We start from the raw sequence: 19,498 nt of genomic DNA, 5'->3' as shown, positions 1-19,498 counted from the left end.
GTAATTTACCGACCGTTCGTTCTATAAAGATTACACGGCGGGGCAAGGGGGTCAACCGGATGCCGCCGGATTACGCGACGACGACGCCCAGATGGGCTGCGAGCAATGGAGCCAGCAGGGTGAGCTGGTAGTCGTCGACAACGAGGCCGGCCAGGCTGCCCAGGCCGCTGATCGTGCGGAACTCGGTGCCCCGGAGATCGAAGTCCTTGAGCCGGGCTCCAGCGAAATCAAGGGTGCCGATCGTGCAGTTCTTCAAGGCCACTCGGGTGGCGGTGCAGGAACCCAGATCCAGCTCGTTAATGATGCAGTCGCTGATCTGCACATCCGTAAGCTTGGATCCGCGCAGATTCACGTAGTCGAGTTTGCCGCCGTCGATCCGCACCGACTGCCAGCCACATTCATAGAGCTCCGCCGATCCCCAGCGGGGGTTGCCGATTTCGACATCCCGCAGGCTGGTCCGTGCCGCCGTCAACACCGGGGCGTAGACCTCGGTCAGGATGCAGTCACGAAATGTGGCGCCGCGCAGCTCTGTCTCATTGAAGGACACGCCGGCGAATTCGCACTCGGCAAAGTCCGTGCCGCCAAGGTCCAGGCCGTCTGCAGACGCGCGGCTGTACCGGACGCCGTCGTACCGAACACCCCGCCGGAAGTCCGGGGCAGCGTCGTCCCGCAGCTCCGCCGGCCGGACCGGCGCGAGGCGGGGGGCGGTGACCTTGGGAGCTTTGTCCGCCGCAGCGCGCCGCGCCATTACAGGGACTCGGCTTTGGCGGCGATGTCCGCCAGGTCTTTCGCAAGCGCCTTGCGGGTGATGCGCATCCCGAGCGGGCCGAACACGGCGAGCATGATCCTGCTGAACCGGGTCGGTTTGACGACGTCGGCGCCGAAGGTCAGCGTGAGATCCGTTCCGCCGTCGCGCTCGGCCAGCGCGAACCTGGAGGTGTAGTCGGCGCCGCCCTGGAGGGCTTCTACCGTGGTGCTGCCGCGGCGGCCGTTCGACGGCGCCTCGGACTGGGAGACCCACATCTCCACCGTTTCCGAGCGCCCCATCATGGTGCGGGTCTCCTTCCAGCGGGTGCCCACGGCATAGGGTCCGTCGGTGAGCATCTGGATCGAGTCGACGCCGGACAGGGTCGCGGCGGATCCGGGAATGTCCGACACCACTGCCCAGACCGAGTCCGCCGGAGCATTGATGTGCTGCGTGAGAGTGGTCTTGTGGTCCATGCCCTTGAGCCTATCGGATCACCGCGCTGGACCCCTTGAATTAGTAAGCATGCTTCGTGTTATGGTGATCGGACAGTGAATTTCAACCGGAAACGAAAGGTGGCCAACACCATGGGTGTCGGAGACAAGATTCAGAACGAAGCGGAGAACCTGGGCGGCAAGGCCAAGGAAGCTGCCGGAAACGCCACTGACAACGACCAGTTGCGCGCCGAGGGCCAGAAGGATCAGGTTGTAGCCGACGCTAAGAAGGTCGGCGAAAACGCCAAGGACGCCTTCAAGAAGGACTAGTCCCAACAACTTTTGCGGCGCCGGATTTCCTTTGGGGGATGTCCGGCGTCGCTTTTTTGTACCCGTTTGGGAGAATAACCCCACACAGCCAATAAAGGGGACACCATGGCACGGACCGAAGCAGACCACGGCCAGCCCAGCCGGGATCACAGCAACGTCGACCTGAGCCGGGCCAGCGCTGCCGCCGGCGGTTCGCCGGCGCTGCGCGGCTACCTGGCGTCGCCGGAAGGCGAAGGGCCTTTTCCTGCGGTCCTGATGGTCCATGAGGCCTTCGGCCTGGACGACGTCACCGTCCGCCACGCCAACCGCATGGCGGCGGCCGGTTACCTGACGCTGGCCGTTGACCTGTACAGCGACGGCGGGGCCCGCCGCTGCCTCGTGGCCACCATGCGTGCGCTGGCGGCGGGCGAGGGCCGGGCCTTCACCGATCTGGCCACCGCCCGGGACTGGCTGCGGGAATCCGGCCGGACCACGGGCAAGATCGGCGTGATCGGTTTCTGCATGGGCGGCGGCTTCGCCCTGCTCCTGGCCAATGACGGCTTCGACGCCGCCGCCGTCAACTACGGCCGGCTCCCCAAAAACCCCGAGAAGGCCCTCGCCGGCGCCTGCCCGATCGTGGCCAACTTCGGTGGCAAGGACCGCACCCTGCGTGGTGGGGCCGCGAAACTCGAGTCCGTGCTCGACCGCCTGGGCGTGGAGAACGATGTCAAGGAATTCCCGCACGCCGGGCACGGCTTCCTTAACGATGTGGAGACCGGACCGAGGGCGCTGCGGCCGCTCTTCCGCGTCATGGGCGTCAAGCCGGATCCGGAATCGGCCCCGGAAGCCTGGCAGCGGATCGAGGACCACTTCGCCAAGCATCTGAAGGCCTGAGCGCCCTGCGCGCCCGCCGGCGCGCACGGGCTGTTTTGAGCCCTCAAAACGGCCCGTGCTGCGACTTACTTGGCTGGGCGGGCGCTTGGCGTGAAACCATACGGAACATGGCCCAGAAGATTGCGTACCAGGGTGAGCCCGGCGCCAACTCCAATATTGCGTGCATGCAGATGTTCCCCGACCTGGACAGCGTTCCCTGCGCCAGCTTCGAAGACGCCTTTGAACTGGTGTCCGGCGGCGCCGCCGACCTGGCCATGATCCCGATCGAGAACTCCATTGCCGGCAGGGTGGCCGACATCCATGTGCTGCTGCCCCAGTCCAAGCTGCAGATCGTGGGCGAGTATTTTCTGCCCATCCACTTCGACCTGCTGGGCATCCCGGGCAGCACCATCGAAGCGGCCACCGAGGTCCACAGCCACCTCCACGCGCTGGGGCAGTGCCGGCGGCTGATCCGCGCCGCCGGCCTGCGCCCCGTGATCGCCGGGGATACCGCCGGGTCCGCCCGCGAAGTGCGCGACTGGAACGATCCCACCAAACTGTCGCTCGCTCCCCCGCTCGCGGCCCAACTCTATGGCCTGGACGTGCTCGCCTCTGCCGTCGAGGATGATCCCTCCAACACCACGCGCTTCGTTGTCCTTGCACGGGAAATGCCGCTGCCGGCCCGGGACGTCCTGTCCGGACCGGCTGTCACCAGCTTTGTATTCCGTGTCCGGAACGTCCCCTCCGCTCTCTATAAGGCACTGGGCGGTTTCGCCACGAACGGGGTGAACATGACGCGGCTGGAAAGCTACATGGTGGGCAACGAGTTTGCCGCCACGATGTTCATGGCCGACGTCGAGGGTCACCCCGAGGATTTGCCGCTCAGCCTGGCGCTGGAGGAACTGGAGTTTTTCACCACGGAGGTGCGGATCCTTGGCGTCTACCCCGCCGCGGAATACAGGTCCGGGCAGACAGCCAGCCTCTGACCACCCGCAGAAATTCGCTGCGGATCCGGACCGGCGACGCGCAAACGGCCCGGCGTGACGACGCTCCATCCCAGTTACTCGGTGCTGGACCCCGCCGCACGTCTACGCACCCCCGGGATTTCGCGGGTACGTAGAGGTGCGGTCAGCAGCAACTGGGTGGGAGCGTCACTGCGCCATCGGAAAGGTGCCCGTGTGCCGGAGGTTAGCCTGCGTGGTTCTGGAATTCACGGGCGCGGTTGCCCGCCCGCAGGATCGGCGCGAAGAACGCGGCGAGCTCCGCGGTCGCCGTCAGGGGCAGGACATTCGCTACGTACTGATCCGGGCGCACCACCACGACGACGCCGCCGCGGTCGAGGCCGCGCAGCTCGAAGATGTCCGCCGAGGGATCGGTGCCGTAGACCTTCTCAAGGTAGGTGAGCTTGAACGGCCCGACCTCCGGCTTGAACACCGCAGGCACGCTGCCGATGTCGATGCCCGTGTGGTCCTGCTGGTAGATCACCTTCACGTCGAACCAGGCATCACGGTCGGCCCCTTCGGGGGTGGCGGCGAGCGGCGAGTCCGGAGCGTTCGCTAGCCACGCGGCAAGATCCGTGGTCGGCGACGCGGCTGCCGCCTGTTGTCCTGGCGCTGCCCCGTCCGCAAAGACATAGATGCGCCAGCGGCCGTCCGCCGTGGCCTGGTGGCCGAGCTGGACCGGGTTGGTGTCGGAGACGCGCTGGACCGGCGCGGACTTGAAGCGCTTGCCGACGGGGAAGCCTGTGGCAAGCTTCTGGTGTGTCGCCTCGGCGACGATCATCGACGGCGAGTACTCGGTCATGAAGCCCGCGGGGAACTCGGCGGTCCGCACGTAGAAGTCCTCGAGCTCCGAGGGGTTCTCGAACTCTTCGGGCTTCTTCGCCATGAGCGTCGACCACACCTTGTCGAAGTCGATGAGGTTCTTCGCGACGACCTGTCGCTCGGCCGAGTAGGTGGAGAGCAGGCTGTCCGGGCTGCGGCCCTCAAGCACGTGGCCGAGCTTCCAGCCGATGTTGAAGCCGTCCTGCATGGAGACGTTCATACCCTGGCCGGCCTTGGCGCTGTGCGTGTGGCAGGCGTCGCCGGTGATGAAAACACGTGGAGTGCGGGTGCCGAGCTCCTCCGGGAGGACGTCGTCGAACCTGTCGGTGAGGCGGTGGCCCACCTCGTACACGCTGTGCCAGGCCACGTTGCGCACGTCGAGCGTGTACGGGTGGATGATCGCGTTGGCCCTGGCGATGATCTGCTCGATGGTGGTCTTGCGGACGGCACCGTTGTCGTCTGCGGCGACCTCGCCGAGGTCGACGTACATGCGGAAGAGATGGCCGCCCTCGCGCGGGATCAGCAGGATGCTGCCGCCGTCATGGGACTGGATGGCGCATTTGAGGCGGATGTCGGGGAAGTCCGTCGAGGCGAGTACGTCCATGACGCCCCATGCGTGGTTTGCCTGGTCGCCGGCGAGCGTGCAGCCGATCGAGTCCCGCACCTTGCTCCGCGCGCCATCGGCACCGACGACGTACTTCGCCCGTACCGTGCGCACCTGGCCTTCGTCGGGGCCGGCAGTGTGGACGAGGGTCACGGTGACCGGGTAGTCCCCATCGTCGGCGACCTCGAGGCTGCGGAACTCAAGGCCATAGTCGGGCGACATGCGGGTGGGTGAGTTCGCCATGAACTCGCCGAAGTAATCCAGCACACGGGCCTGGTTGACGATGAGGTGCGGGAACTCGCTGATCCCGCCCGGGTCGTCGAGAGTGCGGGCGCTGCGGACGATGTTCGAGGGGTCCTGGGGGTCCGGCTTCCAGAAGGCCATTTCGGTGATCCGGTATGCCTCGGCGATGATCCGCTCCGCGAAGCCGAAGGCCTGGAAGGTCTCGACACTCCGGGCCTGGATGCCGTCGGCCTGGCCGATGGCGAGCCGCCCTGCACGGCGCTCCACAATGCGGGTCGTGATGCCCGGGAACTGGGACAGTTGGGCGGCCGCGAGCATACCCGCGGGTCCGGTGCCCACAATGAGCACGTCGACCTCGTCAGGAAGCGGTGTGGGGCGGTCGATGCCGACGCCGGCGGCCGGCTGGACGCGCGGGTCACCGGATACGTAACCGTGATGGTGGAAATGCACGGGCTTTCCTCACTTCGTTGTGTGGCGGCCTGTCGCCGTCTTGGTGTTCGATAATCGAATTCAGTGTTCGATAATCGAAATTTGGCTGGTGATCCAGAACTGTACGGCAGATATGACGCAGGTTACAAGTGCTTTGAAAACCCCCCGGAATCAGGGGTTGACGATCCGCTTTTCCTGGGTCATAGTCATCGTATACGATTTCGTACTCGATGAGGAGACATTCTTGGAACAGGTCACCGACCACATCCTGGCCGCGGCCCGTAAGGTCATCGCGGTGCATATCAACTACCCCAGCCGGGCAGCCCAGCGCGGCCGTACGCCGGACCAGCCTTCCTACTTCCTGAAGCCATCGTCCTCCCTGACAGTCGGTGCGGCAGCAGCCCCTTCAACGGTGGAACGCCCCGCTGGCTGCGAACTCCTCGGCTATGAGGGCGAAATCGCTTTGATCATCGGCAAGCCCGCCCGCCGTGTGGGCATCGAGGACGCCTGGAGCCACGTCGAGTGGGTCACGGCCAGCAACGACCTCGGCGTCTACGACCTCCGCTACGCGGACAAAGGCTCCAATCTCCGTTCCAAGGGCGGCGACGGGTTCACGCCGGTGGGGCCGGGCCTGATCGCGGCAGACGCCGTCGATCCCGCCGAACTCCGCATCCGCACCTGGCACAACGGCGAACTCGTCCAGGACGACACCACGGAGGACCTGCTCTTCCCGTTCGCCCGGCTCGTCGCGGACCTGTCCCAGCTGCTCACCCTCGAAGAGGGCGACATCATCCTGACCGGCACCCCGGCCGGGGCTTCGGTCGCCAAGCCGGGCGACGTCGTCGAGGTTGAAGTCAGCACCGCTGATTTGACCACCGGCCGGCTGGTCACCCGGGTCGCGGAAGGCACGACGCCGTTCGCCGACTTTGGTGCTTTGCCCAAGACGGATGACCTGCAGCGGGAGGAAGCCTACGGCTCCCGCGAAGCTGCCGGGCTTCCGGCCGTCGGCCCGGTCCTGTCCCCCGAGCTGAAGGCCAAGCTGGAAAGCGTCTGCACGGCCACCCTGTCCTCCCAGCTGCGCAAGCGCGGCCTGAACAACGTCAGCATCGACGGCCTCACCTCCACCCGCCCGGAAAAGCGGATCGTGGGCCTGGCCCGGACCCTGCGCTACGTACCCAACCGCGAGGACCTCTTCAAGACCCACGGCGGCGGCTTCAACGCCCAGAAGAAGGCCATCGACTCCCTCAACGAGGGCGAGATCCTGGTGATGGAGGCCCGCGGCGAAAAGGGCACCGGCACCATCGGCGACATCCTGGCCCTGCGCGCCGAGGTCCGCGGGGCAGCAGCCATCATCACCGACGGCGGCGTCCGCGATTTCTCCGCCGTGGCCGCCATGGACATGCCCACCTACTATGCCAACCCGCACCCCGCGGTCCTGGGCCGCCGGCACATCCCGTGGGACACGGACATCACCATCGCCTGCGGCGGCGCCACCGTGCAGCCCGGGGACATCATCGTGGCCGATGCCGACGGCATCCTGGTCATCCCGCCGGCCCTCGCCGAGGAGCTCGCAGACGACTCCATCGCCCAGGAACGCGAGGAAACCTTCATCGCAGAGATGGTGCAGCAGGGCCACAGCGTAGACGGCCTCTACCCGCTCAACGCCCAATGGCGGACCCGGTACCAGGAATGGGAAGCAGGCAAAGCCAATGACTGAGACGGCCACGACAACCGCGAGCAAGTCCCAGCGGGCCTACGAGACGGTCAAGGCCCGGATCGTGGACGGGACCTACTCCCCCGGCTACCGGCTGGTGCTGGCAAAGATCGCCGAGGATCTGGGTGTCAGTGTGGTGCCGGTCCGCGAAGCCATCCGCCGGCTCGAAGCCGAGGGCCTGGTTAAGTTCGAGCGGAACGTCGGCGCCACCGTCTCGGGCATCGACCCCACCGAGTACCTCTACACGATGCAGACCCTCAGCATCGTCGAGGGCGCCGCCACGGCACTCTCGGCTCCGTTGATCGGGGTGGCGGACGTGGCCCGCGCCCGGGCCGTCAACGCCGAGATGCGCGAATGCCTGCAGCACTTCGACCCCGTCCGGTTCACCCGGCTGAACCAAGACTTCCACAGCGTCCTGTTCGAGCACTGCCCCAACCCGCACATCCTGGACCTCGTCCACCGGGGCTGGAACCGGCTGGCGTCCCTGCGCTCCTCCACGTTCCGCTTCGTCCCCGGCCGCGCCCACGAATCTGTGGACGAGCACGAGGTGATTCTGAAGCTCATTGAAACCGGCGCCGACGCCGACACCATCGAGCAAGCCGCCCGCCGGCACCGCAGCGCCACCCTGGACGCTTACCTCGCCCAGGCGGCGGCAATCGACCTTCCGACCCAGCAGACCACATAGCAGTAAGGAAAAACAATGACGTTCACTGCCGCAGAAACCACCACCCACTACGTTCCGCAGGACCTTCCCACGCACATCCAGCACTTCATCAACGGCGAATTCGTTGATTCGGTGGGCGGGGCAACCTTCGATGTCCTGGACCCGGTGTCCAACACCAACTACGCCACCGCGGCCGCCGGGCAGAAGGAGGACATCGACCTCGCCGTCGCCGCCGCCCGCGAAGCGTTCGTCAACGGCCCGTGGCCGAAGATGAAGCCCCGCGAGCGTGCCCGCGTCTTGAACAAGATCGCCGACGCCGTCGAGGCCCAGGAGGCACGCCTGGCCGAGCTCGAGACCTTCGACACCGGCCTGCCCATCACCCAGGCCAAGGGCCAGGCGCTGCGCGCGGCGGAGAACTTCCGCTTCTTCGCGGACCTGATCGTGGCCCAGTTCGACGACGCCATGAAGGTCCCCGGCGCCCAGATCAACTACGTCAACCGTAAGCCGATCGGCGTCGCGGGCCTTATCACGCCGTGGAACACGCCGTTCATGCTCGAGTCCTGGAAGCTCGCCCCGGCCCTGGCCACCGGCAACACGGTGGTGCTCAAGCCGGCCGAATTCACCCCCCTGTCCGCCTCGCTGTGGGCGACGATCTTCAAGGACGCGGGCCTACCCGACGGTGTGTTCAACCTCGTCAACGGCCTGGGCGAGGAAGCCGGCGACGCCCTGGTCAAGCACCCGGACGTGCCGCTGATCTCCTTCACCGGTGAAACCACCACGGGCCAGACGATCTTCCGCAACGCCGCGGCCAACCTCAAGGGCCTGTCCATGGAGCTCGGCGGCAAGTCCCCGTGCGTCGTGTTTGCTGACGCCGACCTCGACGCCGCAATCGACTCCGCCCTGTTTGGCGTTTTCTCCCTCAACGGCGAGCGCTGCACAGCCGGCTCCCGGATCCTGGTGGAACGCCCCGTGTATGAGGAATTCTGCGGCAAGTACGCCGCCCGGGCCAAGAACATCGTGGTGGGTGACCCGCATGACCCCAAGACCGAGGTCGGCGCGCTGGTCCACCCGGAGCACTATGCCAAGGTGGCCTCCTACGTGGAGATCGGCAAGTCCGAAGGCCGGCTGCTGGCCGGCGGCGGCCGCCCGGAGAACTTGCCCGCAGGGCTCAACAACAGCAATTACATCGCCCCGACCGTGTTCGCCGACGTCGCCCCGGACGCGCGGATCTTCCAGGAGGAGATCTTCGGCCCGGTCGTTGCCATCACCCCGTTCGATACCGACGACGAAGCCCTCGCCCTGGCGAACAACACCAAATACGGGCTCGCGGCCTACATCTGGACCCAGAACCTGACCCGGGCGCATAACTTCTCCCAGAACGTCGAGGCCGGCATGGTCTGGCTCAACAGCCACAACGTCCGCGACCTCCGCACCCCGTTCGGCGGGGTCAAGGCCTCCGGGCTGGGTCATGAGGGCGGCTACCGGTCCATTGACTTCTACACCGATCAGCAGGCCGTGCACATCACCCTCGGCACGGTTCATACTCCTAAGTTCGGCGCCTGACAGCTCTGACCGGCCCCCTTTCAACGAAGAGAGAATCCCATGAACAACCAAATTCCACAGCACAACTTCGTCCCCACCCCCACCGTCCCGGCACCGGACATCGTCCGCTGCGCCTACATGGAGATCGTGGTCACTGACCTCGCCAAATCCCGCGCGTTCTATGTGGACCTGCTCGGTCTGCACGTCACCGAGGAAGATGAGAACGCGATCTACCTGCGCTCCCTCGAGGAGTTCATCCACCACAACCTGGTGCTCCGCAAGGGACCCATCGCCGCCGTCGCCGCCTTTGCGTACCGGGTGAAGTCCCCCGCCGAAGTGGACGCCGCCGAGGCGTACTACAAGGAACTGGGCTGCCGCACCGAGCGCCGCAAGGAAGGCTTCACCAAAGGTGTCGGCGACTCCGTCCGCGTCGAGGACCCGCTGGGCTTCCCGTACGAATTCTTCTACGACGTGGAGCATGTCGAACGCCTCACCCAGCGCTACGATCTCTACTCCGCCGGGGAACTGGTCCGCCTGGACCACTTCAACCAGGTCACCCCGGATGTTCCCCGCGGCCGGAAGTACCTCGAGGACCTCGGCTTCCGTGTCTCCGAAGACATCCAGGACTCCGACGGCGTCACCTACGCCGCGTGGATGCACCGCAAGCAGACCGTGCACGACACCGCACTGACCGGCGGCAACGGCCCGCGCATGCACCACGTCGCGTTCGCCACGCACGAGAAGCACAACATCATCCAGATCTGCGACAAGATGGGCGCCCTGCGCATCAGCGACCGGATCGAACGCGGCCCGGGCCGCCACGGGGTTTCCAACGCCTTCTACCTCTACATCCTGGACCCGGACGGCCACCGCATCGAGATCTACACCCAGGATTACTACACTGGCGACCCGGACAACCCCACCATCACCTGGGACGTGCACGATAACCAGCGCCGCGACTGGTGGGGCAACCCCGTGGTCCCGTCCTGGTACACCGAGGCCTCCCTGGTCCTGGATCTCGACGGCAACCCGCAGCCGGTCATCGTCCGCGAGGAAAAGAGCGAAATGGCCGTCACCGTGGGTGCGGACGGCTTCTCCTACACCCGCAAGGAAGACTCCGGCGTGGAGGGCTTCAAGCTCGGAGCGCAGGTCTAGCGTGCTGGATCCCGCGACGATCGAGGCGATCGCAGATGAACTGCTGGAGGCCGGCCGGTCCCGGACCCCGGTCCCCCGCCTGACGGCCCGCTACCCCGACATGACGGTGGAGGACTCCTATGCCGTCCAGCAGCTGTGGCGGCGCCGCAATGAGGACGCCGGACGGACCCTGGTGGGCCGCAAGATCGGCCTGACGTCCAAGGCGATGCAGGCCGCCACCGGCATCACCGAACCGGACTACGGCGCCATCTTCGATGACATGGTGCTGGAAACCGGCTGCTCCGTTCAGTGGGACCAATACACCCACCCGCGGGTGGAGGTGGAACTGGCGTTCGTGCTGAAGAAGGACCTGGCCGGACCCGGCTGCACCATCTTCGACGTCCTGAACGCCACCGACTACGTGGTCCCGGCCCTCGAGATCCTGGATTCCAGGATCGAAATGGAGGGCCGGACCATCGTGGACACCATCGCCGACAACGCCGCAATGGGTGCCATGGTGGTGGGCGGCAACCCGGTCCGTCCCGACGCCGTGGATCTGCGCTGGGTTTCCGCCATCCTCTACAAGAACCAGACCGTGGAGGAAACCGGGGTGGCCGCCGGCGTCCTGGACCACCCGGCCAGCGGGGTGCACTGGCTGGCGAACAAGATCGCTGCCCACGGGGACGGCATGAAAGCCGGCGACATCATCCTCGCCGGCTCCTTCACCCGGCCACTCTGGGTCTACAAGGGCGACACCGTCCACGCCGACTACGGACCCCTAGGGAGCATCACATGCCGCTTCGAGTAGAACCAGACGCCACCTTCCGGGACGCCCTGCGCAACCAAACCGGCGCTGCCGGCCGCCCACTGGCCGGAATGTGGGTCTGCTCCGGCAGCCCCCTGGTGGCGGAGCTCTGCGCCGGCTCCGGCCTGGACTGGCTCCTGGTCGACGCCGAGCACAGCCCCAACGGGATCGAATCCATCCTCGCCCAGCTGCAGGCCGTCAACGGCTACCCGGTCCACACCCTGGTCCGGCCGCCGGCGAACGACACCGTGCTCATCAAGCAGTACCTGGACCTGGGCGTCCAGAACCTGCTGATCCCGATGGTGAACACCGCAGCCGAGGCGGCGGCCGCCGTGGCCGCGACCCGCTACCCGCCCCACGGCGTCCGCGGCGTGGGCTCGGCCCTGGCCCGGGCAGCGCGTTGGAACCGGATCCCCGAGTACCTCGCCCACGCTTCCGACACCGTCAGCGTCACCGTCCAGATCGAATCCGAAGCCGCGGTTGCCGCCGTTGAGAACATCCTGACAGTGGACGGCGTGGACGCGATCTTCCTCGGACCCTCAGACCTCGCCGCTTCGATGGGGCTGCTGGGCCAACAGGAACACCCCGAGGTGCGGGCCGCCGTCGAACACTGCCTCGCCGCCGCCACCGGGGCCGGCAAACCCGCCGGCGTGAACGCCTTCAATCCCGCAACGGCCCGCGCCTACCTGGAAGCCGGCGCGGCCTTCGTGCTGGTGGGCGCCGATGTGGCACTGCTGGCCCGCGGCTCCGAGGCACTCGCCGCCGAATACATCCGGCCGGACCCGGTGGTTGAGCCTGGCGACACCCCCGCCAGCTACTGACCACTCCCGCACCAGCTACGCCCGCACGAGCGAAAGACTTCCAATGACAGCCTCACCTGTAATCTCCCCTGCCATCTCGCCCGAAATATCCCCTGCCACTGAGAGGGCGCTGCTCGCGTCCGTGCCCACCGGCCTGCTCATCAACGGGCAATGGCGGGGCGCGTCCGACGCCGGCACGTTCGACGTCCACGATCCCGCCACCGGCGAGGTCCTCGCCACCTTGGCCTCCGCCACCAGCGAGGACGCCCTGGCCGCCCTTGACGCCGCCGACGCGGTCCAGGCCTCCTGGGCCCGGACCGCACCCCGGGTGCGCGCCGAAATCCTGCGCCGCGCCTTTGGCCTGGTGACCGAACGCGCCGAGGACTTCGCACTCCTCATGACGCTGGAAATGGGCAAGCCGCTGGCCGAAGCCCGCGGCGAAGTGACCTACGGTGCCGAGTTCCTGCGCTGGTTCTCCGAGGAGACGGTGCGCGATTACGGCCGCTACCTCACCACCCCCGAAGGCAAGAACAAGATCCTGGTCCAGCACAAGCCCGTCGGCCCGTGCCTGCTCATCACCCCCTGGAACTTCCCCCTCGCGATGGCCACCCGCAAGGTCGCGCCCGCCATCGCCGCGGGCTGCACCATGGTCCTCAAACCCGCCAAGCTCACCCCGCTGACCGCCCAGCTCTTCGCCCAGACCATGCTTGACGCCGGCCTGCCCGCCGGAGTCCTCAACGTCGTGGCCTCCTCGAGCGCCGCCGGAATCTCCGGACCCCTGCTGGCCGATCCCCGCCTGCGCAAAGTCTCCTTCACCGGCTCCACCCCCGTGGGCAAGCGCCTCATGGCCGACGCCGCCCAGAACGTCCTGCGCACCTCCATGGAGCTCGGCGGCAACGCCCCCTTTATCGTCTTCGAGGACGCCGACCTGGACCAGGCCGTGCGGGGCGCCATGGCCGCCAAGATGCGCAACATGGGTGAGGCCTGCACCGCGGCCAACCGCTTCCTCGTCCAGGAATCCGTCGCGCAGGAGTTCACCGCCAAGTTCGCGGCCGCCATGGCTGCCCTGGCCACCGGCCGCGGCACCGAACCGGACACCCAGGTGGGCCCGCTCATCGACGCCGGCGCCCGCGACGACGTCCACGCGCTGGTCAGCGCCGCCGTCGACGCCGGGGCGACAGCGGTCACCGGCGGTTCGCCCGTGGAGGGCGCGGGCTATTTCTACCGGCCCACCGTGCTCGCCAACGTGCCCAACGACGCCGAAATCCTCCGCCAGGAAATCTTCGGCCCGGTAGCACCCGTCACCACCTTCGCCACTGAAGAGGACGCCGTCCGGCTCGCCAATGCCACTGAATACGGGCTGGCCTCATACATTTACAGCCGCGACTTCAACCGGCTGCTCCGCATGGCCGAACAGATCGAATTCGGCATGGTCGGCTTCAACGCCGGCGTCATCTCCAACGCCGCCGCCCCCTTCGGCGGCGTCAAGCAATCCGGGCTGGGACGCGAGGGCGGCTCCGAAGGCATCGCCGAATACACCACCACCCAGTACATCGGCATCGCCGACCCCTACGCCTCCTGACCTCCTGCAGTTCGCCAACCACTACAAGCGGGCACACCGTTGTGCCCGAGGGAACGAGACACCATGAGCGTTTTGTTGCACCCACCTCGCACTACGGCACGCGATACCCGCCGGGTAGCGTTTGCCACCGTCGTCGGGACCACCATCGAGTGGTACGACTTCTTCATCTACGCGAACGCTGCCGGCCTGGTGTTTGCCAAGCTTTTCTTCGAACCCGCCGGCAATGACATAGCCCTTTTGGTTTCCTTTGCGTCAGTGGGACTGAGCTTCCTGTTCCGGCCCCTGGGCGCATTCCTGGCCGGACACTTCGGCGACCGGCTGGGACGCAGGGCCATGTTGGTCCTCACACTGATCCTCATGGGCGCCTCCACCATGCTGATCGGCGTGCTGCCCACCTACGAGACCGCCGGCCTGGCCGCACCCGTCCTGCTGCTGTTCCTGCGCATCCTGCAAGGCATCTCTGCGGGCGGCGAATGGGGCGGTGCTGTCCTCATGGCCGTGGAACACGCACCCAGTTCCAAGCGCGGCCTGTTCGGTTCATTCCCGCAGCTCGGAGTCCCCTTGGGCATGCTGCTTGCCTCCGGCGTCCTGGCCCTGATGTCCGGCGTGGTCTCACCCGGCGCGGCCTTCGTCGAATGGGGCTGGCGTGTCCCGTTCCTGCTCAGCTTTGTGCTGATCATCGTGGGCTTCATTGTCCGCCAGAGCGTGGACGAGAGCCCTGTCTTTGCGGAAATTGCCACCCGGAAGCAGCAGACCCGCGTTCCGATCGTGGAGCTGTTCAAGAAGCACTGGCTGCTGGTCCTCCTAGCCGCGCTGGTCTTTGCCGGCAACAACGCCGCAGGCTACATGACCACCGGCGGCTATATCCTCAGCTACGCCACCGCCCCCAAGGGACTGGCCATGGACCGCACCGCAGTGCTCCTCGCCGTCACGGCCTCGGCTGCCCTGTGGTTCGTCTTTACGCTCATCGCCGGCTTCCTCGCCGACAGCATAGGCCGCAAGAAGACCTACCTCATCGGCTATGGCTGCCTGATCGTCACGTTCTTCCCGCTGTTTTGGCTCATCAATACCGGCAACATCTGGGCGATGCTCCTGGGCCTGGCCCTGTTCAGCGTCGGACTCGGCCTGACCTACGGACCGCAGGCCGCCCTCTACAGTGAACTCTTTCCGGCATCCATCCGTTTCTCCGGAGTTGCCATCTCCTACGCCGTGGGCGCGATCATCGGCGGCGCCTTTGCTCCGACGATCGCCACGGCGCTGGTCCAGGCGACGGGGACCACCATGTCAGTGTCTGCCTACCTGCTGATTGTCGCTCTGATCTCAACGGGCGCGGTTCTGGTGATCCGCGAACGGAAGGGCATCGATCTGGGCATCGACAACCAGTCCGAGCAGGAAGTCGGCGCCACGGTCTTCGATCGGCGCAGTCCCGTCAGCAGTCCCGGCGCAGTCCCGTCATGAACGAGGTCTGATCCCGCGGGGTTGAGCCACGGATGACCCGAGGCAGCGTTAACCTCGACGGCGGCAGCCACCTGGAAGGGTGGCTGCCGCCGTCGTCGTATATGCCGCCGCAGTGCAGGCCGCGGTGGGTCCTAGCTGAAGAGCTCGCTCTTGGGCCCGTTGTTCTTGACCTTCTGCCAGCCCAGCCACAGCACCAGGGCGAAGAACGGAACGGTGGCCAGGGTCCAGAGGCCGAGGTGGAAGACCTCGCCGGACTTGCTGGTCATGGTGTCAAAGCCGATCAGCACGGTGATGGCCAGCAGCGCGAGAAGTCCGGCCCAGCTGGTCCAGGGCGAGCCCGGCATGGGGAGGCTGGAGACGCGGCCCTTCTGGTGGCGCAGCGCGATCTGGCTGGCGAAGATGGCGCCCCACGTGAAGATCACGCCGATCGAGGCGGTGTTCAGCGCGAGGTCGAAGGCGTGCGAGCCGCCCAGCCAGATGTTCAGCAGGATGCCCACGAGGTAGAAAGCGGCGATCGCGAGGATGGCCGCGTACGGCACATGGCGCTTGGACATCCTGGTGAGCCACTGCGGGGCATGACCGTTGTTGGCCATGGTGCGGAACACGCGGCCGATCGAGTACAGGCCCGAGTTGCAGGAGGACAGCGCGGCGGTGATGACGATCATGTTCATCACGTCGCCCACCCAGCCGAGGCCCATCTGGCCAAACACGGTGACGAACGGGGACACGCCGGCCTTGTACTGGTCGGAGGGCAGCAGCATGGCCAGCAACAGCACAGACCCGACGTAGAACACCACGATGCGCAGTACGACGGCGCGGATCGCCTTGGGCACTTCGCGCTTGGCGTTTTCCATCTCGCCGGCGGTGATGCCGACGAGTTCGATGCCGTTGTAGGCGAAGATCACGGCGTTGAGCACGAGGACCATCACGAGTGCGCCCTTGGGGAACATCCCGCCGTCGTCGGCAAAGAGGTTGGCCACCGAGGCGTGGCCCGCGCCCACCTTGGCGTTGGTGACCACCATGAAGGTGCCAACGGCCAGGAAGATCAGGATGGCGCCGACCTTGAGGCAGGACGCCCAGAATTCAAACTCGCCGAACGCCTTGACGCTGAGCAGGTTGACGGCCACCAGCAGCGCGAGGGCGGCAATGGCCGAGGCTTCCACCGGCACGTTGGGGAAGAAGAACTGGAAGTACAGGCCGATCGCGATCAGTTCCGCGATTCCGGTCATGCCCCAGTTGATGAAGTACATCCAGCCGGAGAGGAAGGCGCCCTTCTTGCCGAACATTTCGCCGGCGTAGCTGACGAAGGAGCCCGAGGTCTGGCGGTACATGATGAGCTCGCCCAGTGCCCGCATCAGCAGGTAGGCGATCACGCCGGCAATGGCGTAGGAGAAGATCAGCGCCGGGCCCGTGGAGGCCAGGCGTCCGCCGGCCCCCATGAACAGGCCGACGCCGATCGCGCCGCCCATCGAGATCATGGTCACGTGGCGGCCGCTCAGGGTCTTCTTATAGCCCTCGGCGCTGAGGGTCGAGTCGACGGCGGGTTGCGCCGGCGCACTCTGAAGTTCGGTGGGGGTAGTTGATGGCACAGCTGATTCCTTGTAGGTCGAGGTATAGCCGGGACAGGACCGTGGATTCAAGTACACAAAATTCGGGCCTAAGCCTCTTGCAGGGGCTAAGACATGTACCGAACCTCACAAGTGTCGAAGCTCGCGCGGCTCATCTATCGTACTAGCACTCAGGACCCCGGCGTGACCCGGGCGACATCCGGATCCGCCCCGAACGCGCCACAACAACGGTCATTTCACGCAAAAGCGCTGGTCAGGCCGCTGTTTTCCATTAGTCTGGGCACACCGGCGGGGACTTTCCAGCCGGGGCGCCTGCAACATCAGTGCAGGCCATGGCGGGAACGCCGTGAGCCAGGGGGGACTATGAAACAGAGAGCGCTTCTGCCTGCAGTGCTGCTTCTCGTACTAACGGGGTGTTCGAGCGGCGGTTCCGGTCCGGCCGGACCCAGCGAAAGCCGCACCGCAGCAACGCCGGCACCATCAACATCAACAGCACAGACATCAGGATCTCCGGCGCCGGGTACCTCCGAGCCTGCCGATGTTTCCACTTCGCTGAACGCGCCCAACGCATTGCGGCAGCACGTCTGCACCGCAACAGCCGACGGGTCGTGGTCCTTCAAGGGCACCCTCGTCAACAACACCGATAAGAACAGAGTGTTCACCGTGGCCATCGCAGTCACGGTTGGCCCCGCGGTGGCGGGGCACACGCTCATCACCCAAGTCGTTGCAGCCGGCAAGTCGGCCGACATTGCCGCGGCGAACTTCGCGAAGACCAAGGACAGCGGCGGGACCTGCACGCCAGTCGTCTCCGTAGAGGATGCCCCATGAAAAAGAAGTTACTTCTCCTCACGGCGGTGATCCTCGGGCTTACTGCCGGGCCGCTGGCAGTCGGGCCGGCCTTCGCGGAGGATGCACCGACTGCGCCGCCGGCAACCAGCCCGGCGGCCACGCCGACCGAAACGCCGGCCGAGACGCCGACCCCGACTGGATCCGCCCCGGCTCCCGCCGGTCCGGTTCCAGAAGGAACTGCAACTCCCACTGCGACGGCGAAAGCCACCGCGGAGCAGACACTGCCCCTTGTCGAACCGACGCCGACCCCGACGAACAAGCCGACGCCTCCGCCCGTCGTCGTCCAAGGACCCATCGAGACGAAGTGGACGGCGCTGAAGGCTGCCGCCGGCGCCCTCGGCGCGCCGACGGCCAAACAGGTCTGCTCACTCGGCGTTTGCAGCCAGACGTTTGAAGGCGGGGTCATTTTCTGGACCTCGGCAACGGGGGCGCACCCGGTCCTGCGGACCGAGGGACACACCGGCCCCCGCTGGCACGCGAAGGGCGGCCTGGCGCTTTTCGGCTATCCCGTCACGGATGAGACTGCGGTGTCTGGCGGAACTATCCAGAAGTTCTCCAGTGGCCGCATCCTGGCGTGGACAGGGACGCGGTTGCTGGAGTTCTCGGCCATAAACGGCATCGGGAGCCGTTGGGTCGCGGCCGGCGGCGAGGCGGTCCTGGGCCTCCCCGTAACCGCCGAGGCCTGCGGACTGAAGGCATCCGGGTGCTTTCAACAGTTCGACAAAGGCTTCATCTACTGGGCGCCGGGAACCGGCGGCCATGTCGTCCGGGGTGGCATCCTGGGCCGATGGAAGGCCGGCGGGGCACAGAACAGCCTGCTGGGCTACCCGCTCACCGAGGAAACCTGCGGCCTGACTGCCAGGGGCTGCGTGCAGCGCTTCCAGGGTGGCAGCATCTTCTACTCGCCCGCCACGGGCGCGCACGTGACCCGCGGCGCTATCGGCAGCCGGTATTCCGCCGCCGGAGCGTCGCGAAGCATGCTGGGTTACCCGCTCACGAGCGAGACCTGCGGACAACCCGCCGGTGGCTGCGTGCAACGTTTCCAAGGCGGAAGTATTTACTGGTCGCCCACCACGGGTGCATGGATTTCCGGCAGGGGAATCGACAGCAGGTTCGTGTCAGCGGGTGGCCTTGGCGGCTCGCTGGGGTATCCGATCGCGAGCGAGCGTTGTGTGGCCGCTGCCTGTGCGCAGTCCTATCAGGGCGGGGAAATCACTTGGTCCAAGACCGCCGGGACCCGGCTCTACGGGAGGTCTGAATGCCATAAGCTCAACAATGGCCAGGCCAAGTACCCGACGTACGGCGCGAACCGTGTCCTGCTCACCTGGACCTCGGGCTACGGAGAGTCCCACGCGACCAACATGTACTGCATGAAAGTCGCCGGAGCTTATGTGCCGGACTGGCGGACTGACGGCTACGTCGGTAAGTCAGGGTTCAAGCGTCCGGGCGTGCCGTCCGGCCCCACGCGGAACCTGTACTCCCCCACTGGCTCGTTTTCCGTGACGGAAGCCTTCGGCCTGGGCAACCCGGGAACGAAGCTTTCCTACCGCACGCTGAACCCCCGTTCACGGTGGGGCGGCAACCCCTGGACGCCCACGTACAACAAGTACCACGAGTCGTCGTCCTGGGTCGGCTGGGACGAGAACATGTGGTGGTTCGCCAGCGGGGGCTACTACCGCCAGGGCGTGGTCATCAACTACAACCGGCCCAAAATCGTCCAGGACGCGGGCTTCGCCATTTTCCTGCACATGAACAAGGTGCCCACGGCCGGATGCATCTCTCTCGATGACTGGGCAGTGGTTGACTACATCCGCAAGTCCACCCCGGGCGACCGGATCATCATGGGGACCTACGGGGCACTGTTCCGTTAGATCCAGAGCACTGCAGCCCTCTAAGCTAACGCCCGGCGCCCTCGGCCCGGG

17 protein-coding genes are annotated in these 19,498 nt (G+C 66.3%); 13 read left to right on the top strand and 4 right to left on the bottom strand.

Annotated features, from left to right (window positions below):
• Positions 1-70 precede the first annotated feature (70 nt).
• Positions 71-748, bottom strand: coding sequence for a pentapeptide repeat-containing protein (locus BLQ10_RS03690; protein ID WP_091558510.1), 678 nt, complete (start codon positions 746-748; stop codon positions 71-73).
• Positions 748-1,221 (bottom strand): SRPBCC family protein, encoded by a 474-nt coding sequence (locus BLQ10_RS03685; RefSeq protein ID WP_091558508.1) that lies wholly within the window; start codon positions 1,219-1,221, stop codon positions 748-750. Before BLQ10_RS03685 ends, BLQ10_RS03690 begins: the two co-directional genes overlap by 1 nt.
• 111 nt (positions 1,222-1,332) lie before the next feature.
• On the opposite strand from BLQ10_RS03685, the gene BLQ10_RS03680 reads away from it, so the two are divergent.
• The 3 genes from BLQ10_RS03680 to BLQ10_RS03670 all read left to right on the top strand — a co-directional run bounded on the left by BLQ10_RS03680 (position 1,333) and on the right by BLQ10_RS03670 (position 3,347).
• The gene (locus BLQ10_RS03680) at positions 1,333-1,509 is read left to right on the top strand and encodes a CsbD family protein (RefSeq protein WP_091558860.1); all 177 of its coding nucleotides are present in this window, start codon (positions 1,333-1,335) and stop codon (positions 1,507-1,509) included.
• A gap of 105 nt (positions 1,510-1,614) precedes the next feature.
• A complete protein-coding gene (locus BLQ10_RS03675) occupies positions 1,615-2,382 on the top strand; it encodes a dienelactone hydrolase family protein (protein WP_091558505.1) in 768 nt (255 codons plus the stop codon).
• Between the two features lie 107 nt (positions 2,383-2,489).
• A complete protein-coding gene (locus BLQ10_RS03670) occupies positions 2,490-3,347 on the top strand; it encodes a prephenate dehydratase (RefSeq protein WP_091558503.1) in 858 nt (285 codons plus the stop codon).
• A 202-nt stretch (positions 3,348-3,549) separates the two neighbouring features.
• Here the strand turns inward: BLQ10_RS03670 and BLQ10_RS03665 are convergent, their stop codons facing one another.
• The gene (locus tag BLQ10_RS03665) at positions 3,550-5,481 is read right to left on the bottom strand and encodes an FAD-binding monooxygenase (RefSeq protein ID WP_091558500.1); all 1,932 of its coding nucleotides are present in this window, start codon (positions 5,479-5,481) and stop codon (positions 3,550-3,552) included.
• A 223-nt stretch (positions 5,482-5,704) separates the two neighbouring features.
• On the opposite strand from BLQ10_RS03665, the gene BLQ10_RS03660 reads away from it, so the two are divergent.
• The 8 genes from BLQ10_RS03660 to BLQ10_RS03625 all read left to right on the top strand — a co-directional run bounded on the left by BLQ10_RS03660 (position 5,705) and on the right by BLQ10_RS03625 (position 15,159).
• Complete coding sequence (locus BLQ10_RS03660) at positions 5,705-7,177, top strand: fumarylacetoacetate hydrolase family protein (protein ID WP_091558857.1); 1,473 nt, start codon at positions 5,705-5,707, stop codon at positions 7,175-7,177.
• Positions 7,170-7,859: a GntR family transcriptional regulator gene (locus tag BLQ10_RS03655; RefSeq protein ID WP_091558498.1), complete on the top strand. Its 690-nt coding sequence runs from the start codon at positions 7,170-7,172 to the stop codon at positions 7,857-7,859. The genes BLQ10_RS03660 and BLQ10_RS03655 overlap by 8 nt, the downstream gene beginning before the upstream one ends.
• A gap of 15 nt (positions 7,860-7,874) precedes the next feature.
• Entirely contained in the window at positions 7,875-9,401 is a 1,527-nt protein-coding gene (hpaE, locus tag BLQ10_RS03650; RefSeq protein ID WP_091558494.1) for a 5-carboxymethyl-2-hydroxymuconate semialdehyde dehydrogenase, read from the top strand.
• Between the two features lie 39 nt (positions 9,402-9,440).
• Positions 9,441-10,535 carry a 3,4-dihydroxyphenylacetate 2,3-dioxygenase gene (gene hpaD / locus BLQ10_RS03645; protein ID WP_091558492.1) on the top strand — a complete coding sequence of 365 codons (1,095 nt, stop codon included), beginning with the start codon at positions 9,441-9,443 and terminating at the stop codon, positions 10,533-10,535.
• Between the two features lies 1 nt (position 10,536).
• Positions 10,537-11,322 (top strand): 2-oxo-hept-4-ene-1,7-dioate hydratase, encoded by a 786-nt coding sequence (gene hpaH, locus BLQ10_RS03640; RefSeq protein WP_091558490.1) that lies wholly within the window; start codon positions 10,537-10,539, stop codon positions 11,320-11,322.
• Complete coding sequence (locus tag BLQ10_RS03635; protein ID WP_175558460.1) at positions 11,307-12,140, top strand: HpcH/HpaI aldolase family protein; 834 nt, start codon at positions 11,307-11,309, stop codon at positions 12,138-12,140. The genes hpaH and BLQ10_RS03635 overlap by 16 nt, the downstream gene beginning before the upstream one ends.
• 43 nt (positions 12,141-12,183) lie before the next feature.
• Entirely contained in the window at positions 12,184-13,701 is a 1,518-nt protein-coding gene (locus BLQ10_RS03630) for an NAD-dependent succinate-semialdehyde dehydrogenase (protein WP_254785387.1), read from the top strand.
• Positions 13,702-13,764: 63 nt separating this feature from the next.
• The gene (locus BLQ10_RS03625; protein WP_091558487.1) at positions 13,765-15,159 is read left to right on the top strand and encodes an MFS transporter; all 1,395 of its coding nucleotides are present in this window, start codon (positions 13,765-13,767) and stop codon (positions 15,157-15,159) included.
• 131 nt (positions 15,160-15,290) lie between these two features.
• Here BLQ10_RS03625 and BLQ10_RS03620 read toward each other — a convergent pair whose 3' ends face one another.
• On the bottom strand, positions 15,291-16,748 hold the full coding sequence (locus tag BLQ10_RS03620) for an amino acid permease (protein ID WP_091558485.1): 1,458 nt from the start codon (positions 16,746-16,748) through the stop codon (positions 15,291-15,293).
• A 342-nt stretch (positions 16,749-17,090) separates the two neighbouring features.
• Here BLQ10_RS03620 and BLQ10_RS21950 point away from each other — a divergent pair, with 342 nt between their 5' ends.
• Together BLQ10_RS21950 and BLQ10_RS03610 are read left to right on the top strand one after the other, a co-directional pair.
• Positions 17,091-17,555, top strand: coding sequence for a hypothetical protein (locus BLQ10_RS21950; protein ID WP_139164171.1), 465 nt, complete (start codon positions 17,091-17,093; stop codon positions 17,553-17,555).
• Positions 17,552-19,447: a hypothetical protein gene (locus BLQ10_RS03610; protein ID WP_091558479.1), complete on the top strand. Its 1,896-nt coding sequence runs from the start codon at positions 17,552-17,554 to the stop codon at positions 19,445-19,447. The genes BLQ10_RS21950 and BLQ10_RS03610 overlap by 4 nt, the downstream gene beginning before the upstream one ends.
• Positions 19,448-19,498 lie beyond the last annotated feature (51 nt).

Origin of the sequence: Arthrobacter sp. ok362 (assembly GCF_900102785.1) — a bacterium.
Taxonomy (GTDB): domain Bacteria; phylum Actinomycetota; class Actinomycetes; order Actinomycetales; family Micrococcaceae; genus Arthrobacter.
The sequence above is the reverse complement of the archived record's forward strand: the minus strand, read 5'-3'. Positions and strand labels throughout refer to the sequence as shown.

Excerpts from the sequence above, each read along its gene's own strand:
- BLQ10_RS03655 (WP_091558498.1), top strand. The coding sequence starts at position 7,170 with ATGACTGAGACGGCCACGACAACCGCGAGCAAGTCCCAGCGGGCCTAC.
- BLQ10_RS03635 (WP_175558460.1), top strand. The coding sequence starts at position 11,307 with ATGCCGCTTCGAGTAGAACCAGACGCCACCTTCCGGGACGCCCTGCGC.
- BLQ10_RS03625 (WP_091558487.1), top strand. The coding sequence starts at position 13,765 with ATGAGCGTTTTGTTGCACCCACCTCGCACTACGGCACGCGATACCCGC.
- BLQ10_RS03675 (WP_091558505.1), top strand. The coding sequence starts at position 1,615 with ATGGCACGGACCGAAGCAGACCACGGCCAGCCCAGCCGGGATCACAGC.
- hpaD (WP_091558492.1), top strand. The coding sequence starts at position 9,441 with ATGAACAACCAAATTCCACAGCACAACTTCGTCCCCACCCCCACCGTC.
- BLQ10_RS03685 (WP_091558508.1), bottom strand. The coding sequence starts at position 1,221 with ATGGACCACAAGACCACTCTCACGCAGCACATCAATGCTCCGGCGGAC.
- hpaE (WP_091558494.1), top strand. The coding sequence starts at position 7,875 with ATGACGTTCACTGCCGCAGAAACCACCACCCACTACGTTCCGCAGGAC.
- BLQ10_RS03680 (WP_091558860.1), top strand. The coding sequence starts at position 1,333 with ATGGGTGTCGGAGACAAGATTCAGAACGAAGCGGAGAACCTGGGCGGC.
- BLQ10_RS21950 (WP_139164171.1), top strand. The coding sequence starts at position 17,091 with ATGAAACAGAGAGCGCTTCTGCCTGCAGTGCTGCTTCTCGTACTAACG.
- BLQ10_RS03690 (WP_091558510.1), bottom strand. The coding sequence starts at position 748 with ATGGCGCGGCGCGCTGCGGCGGACAAAGCTCCCAAGGTCACCGCCCCC.
- BLQ10_RS03670 (WP_091558503.1), top strand. The coding sequence starts at position 2,490 with ATGGCCCAGAAGATTGCGTACCAGGGTGAGCCCGGCGCCAACTCCAAT.
- BLQ10_RS03610 (WP_091558479.1), top strand. The coding sequence starts at position 17,552 with ATGAAAAAGAAGTTACTTCTCCTCACGGCGGTGATCCTCGGGCTTACT.
- BLQ10_RS03630 (WP_254785387.1), top strand. The coding sequence starts at position 12,184 with ATGACAGCCTCACCTGTAATCTCCCCTGCCATCTCGCCCGAAATATCC.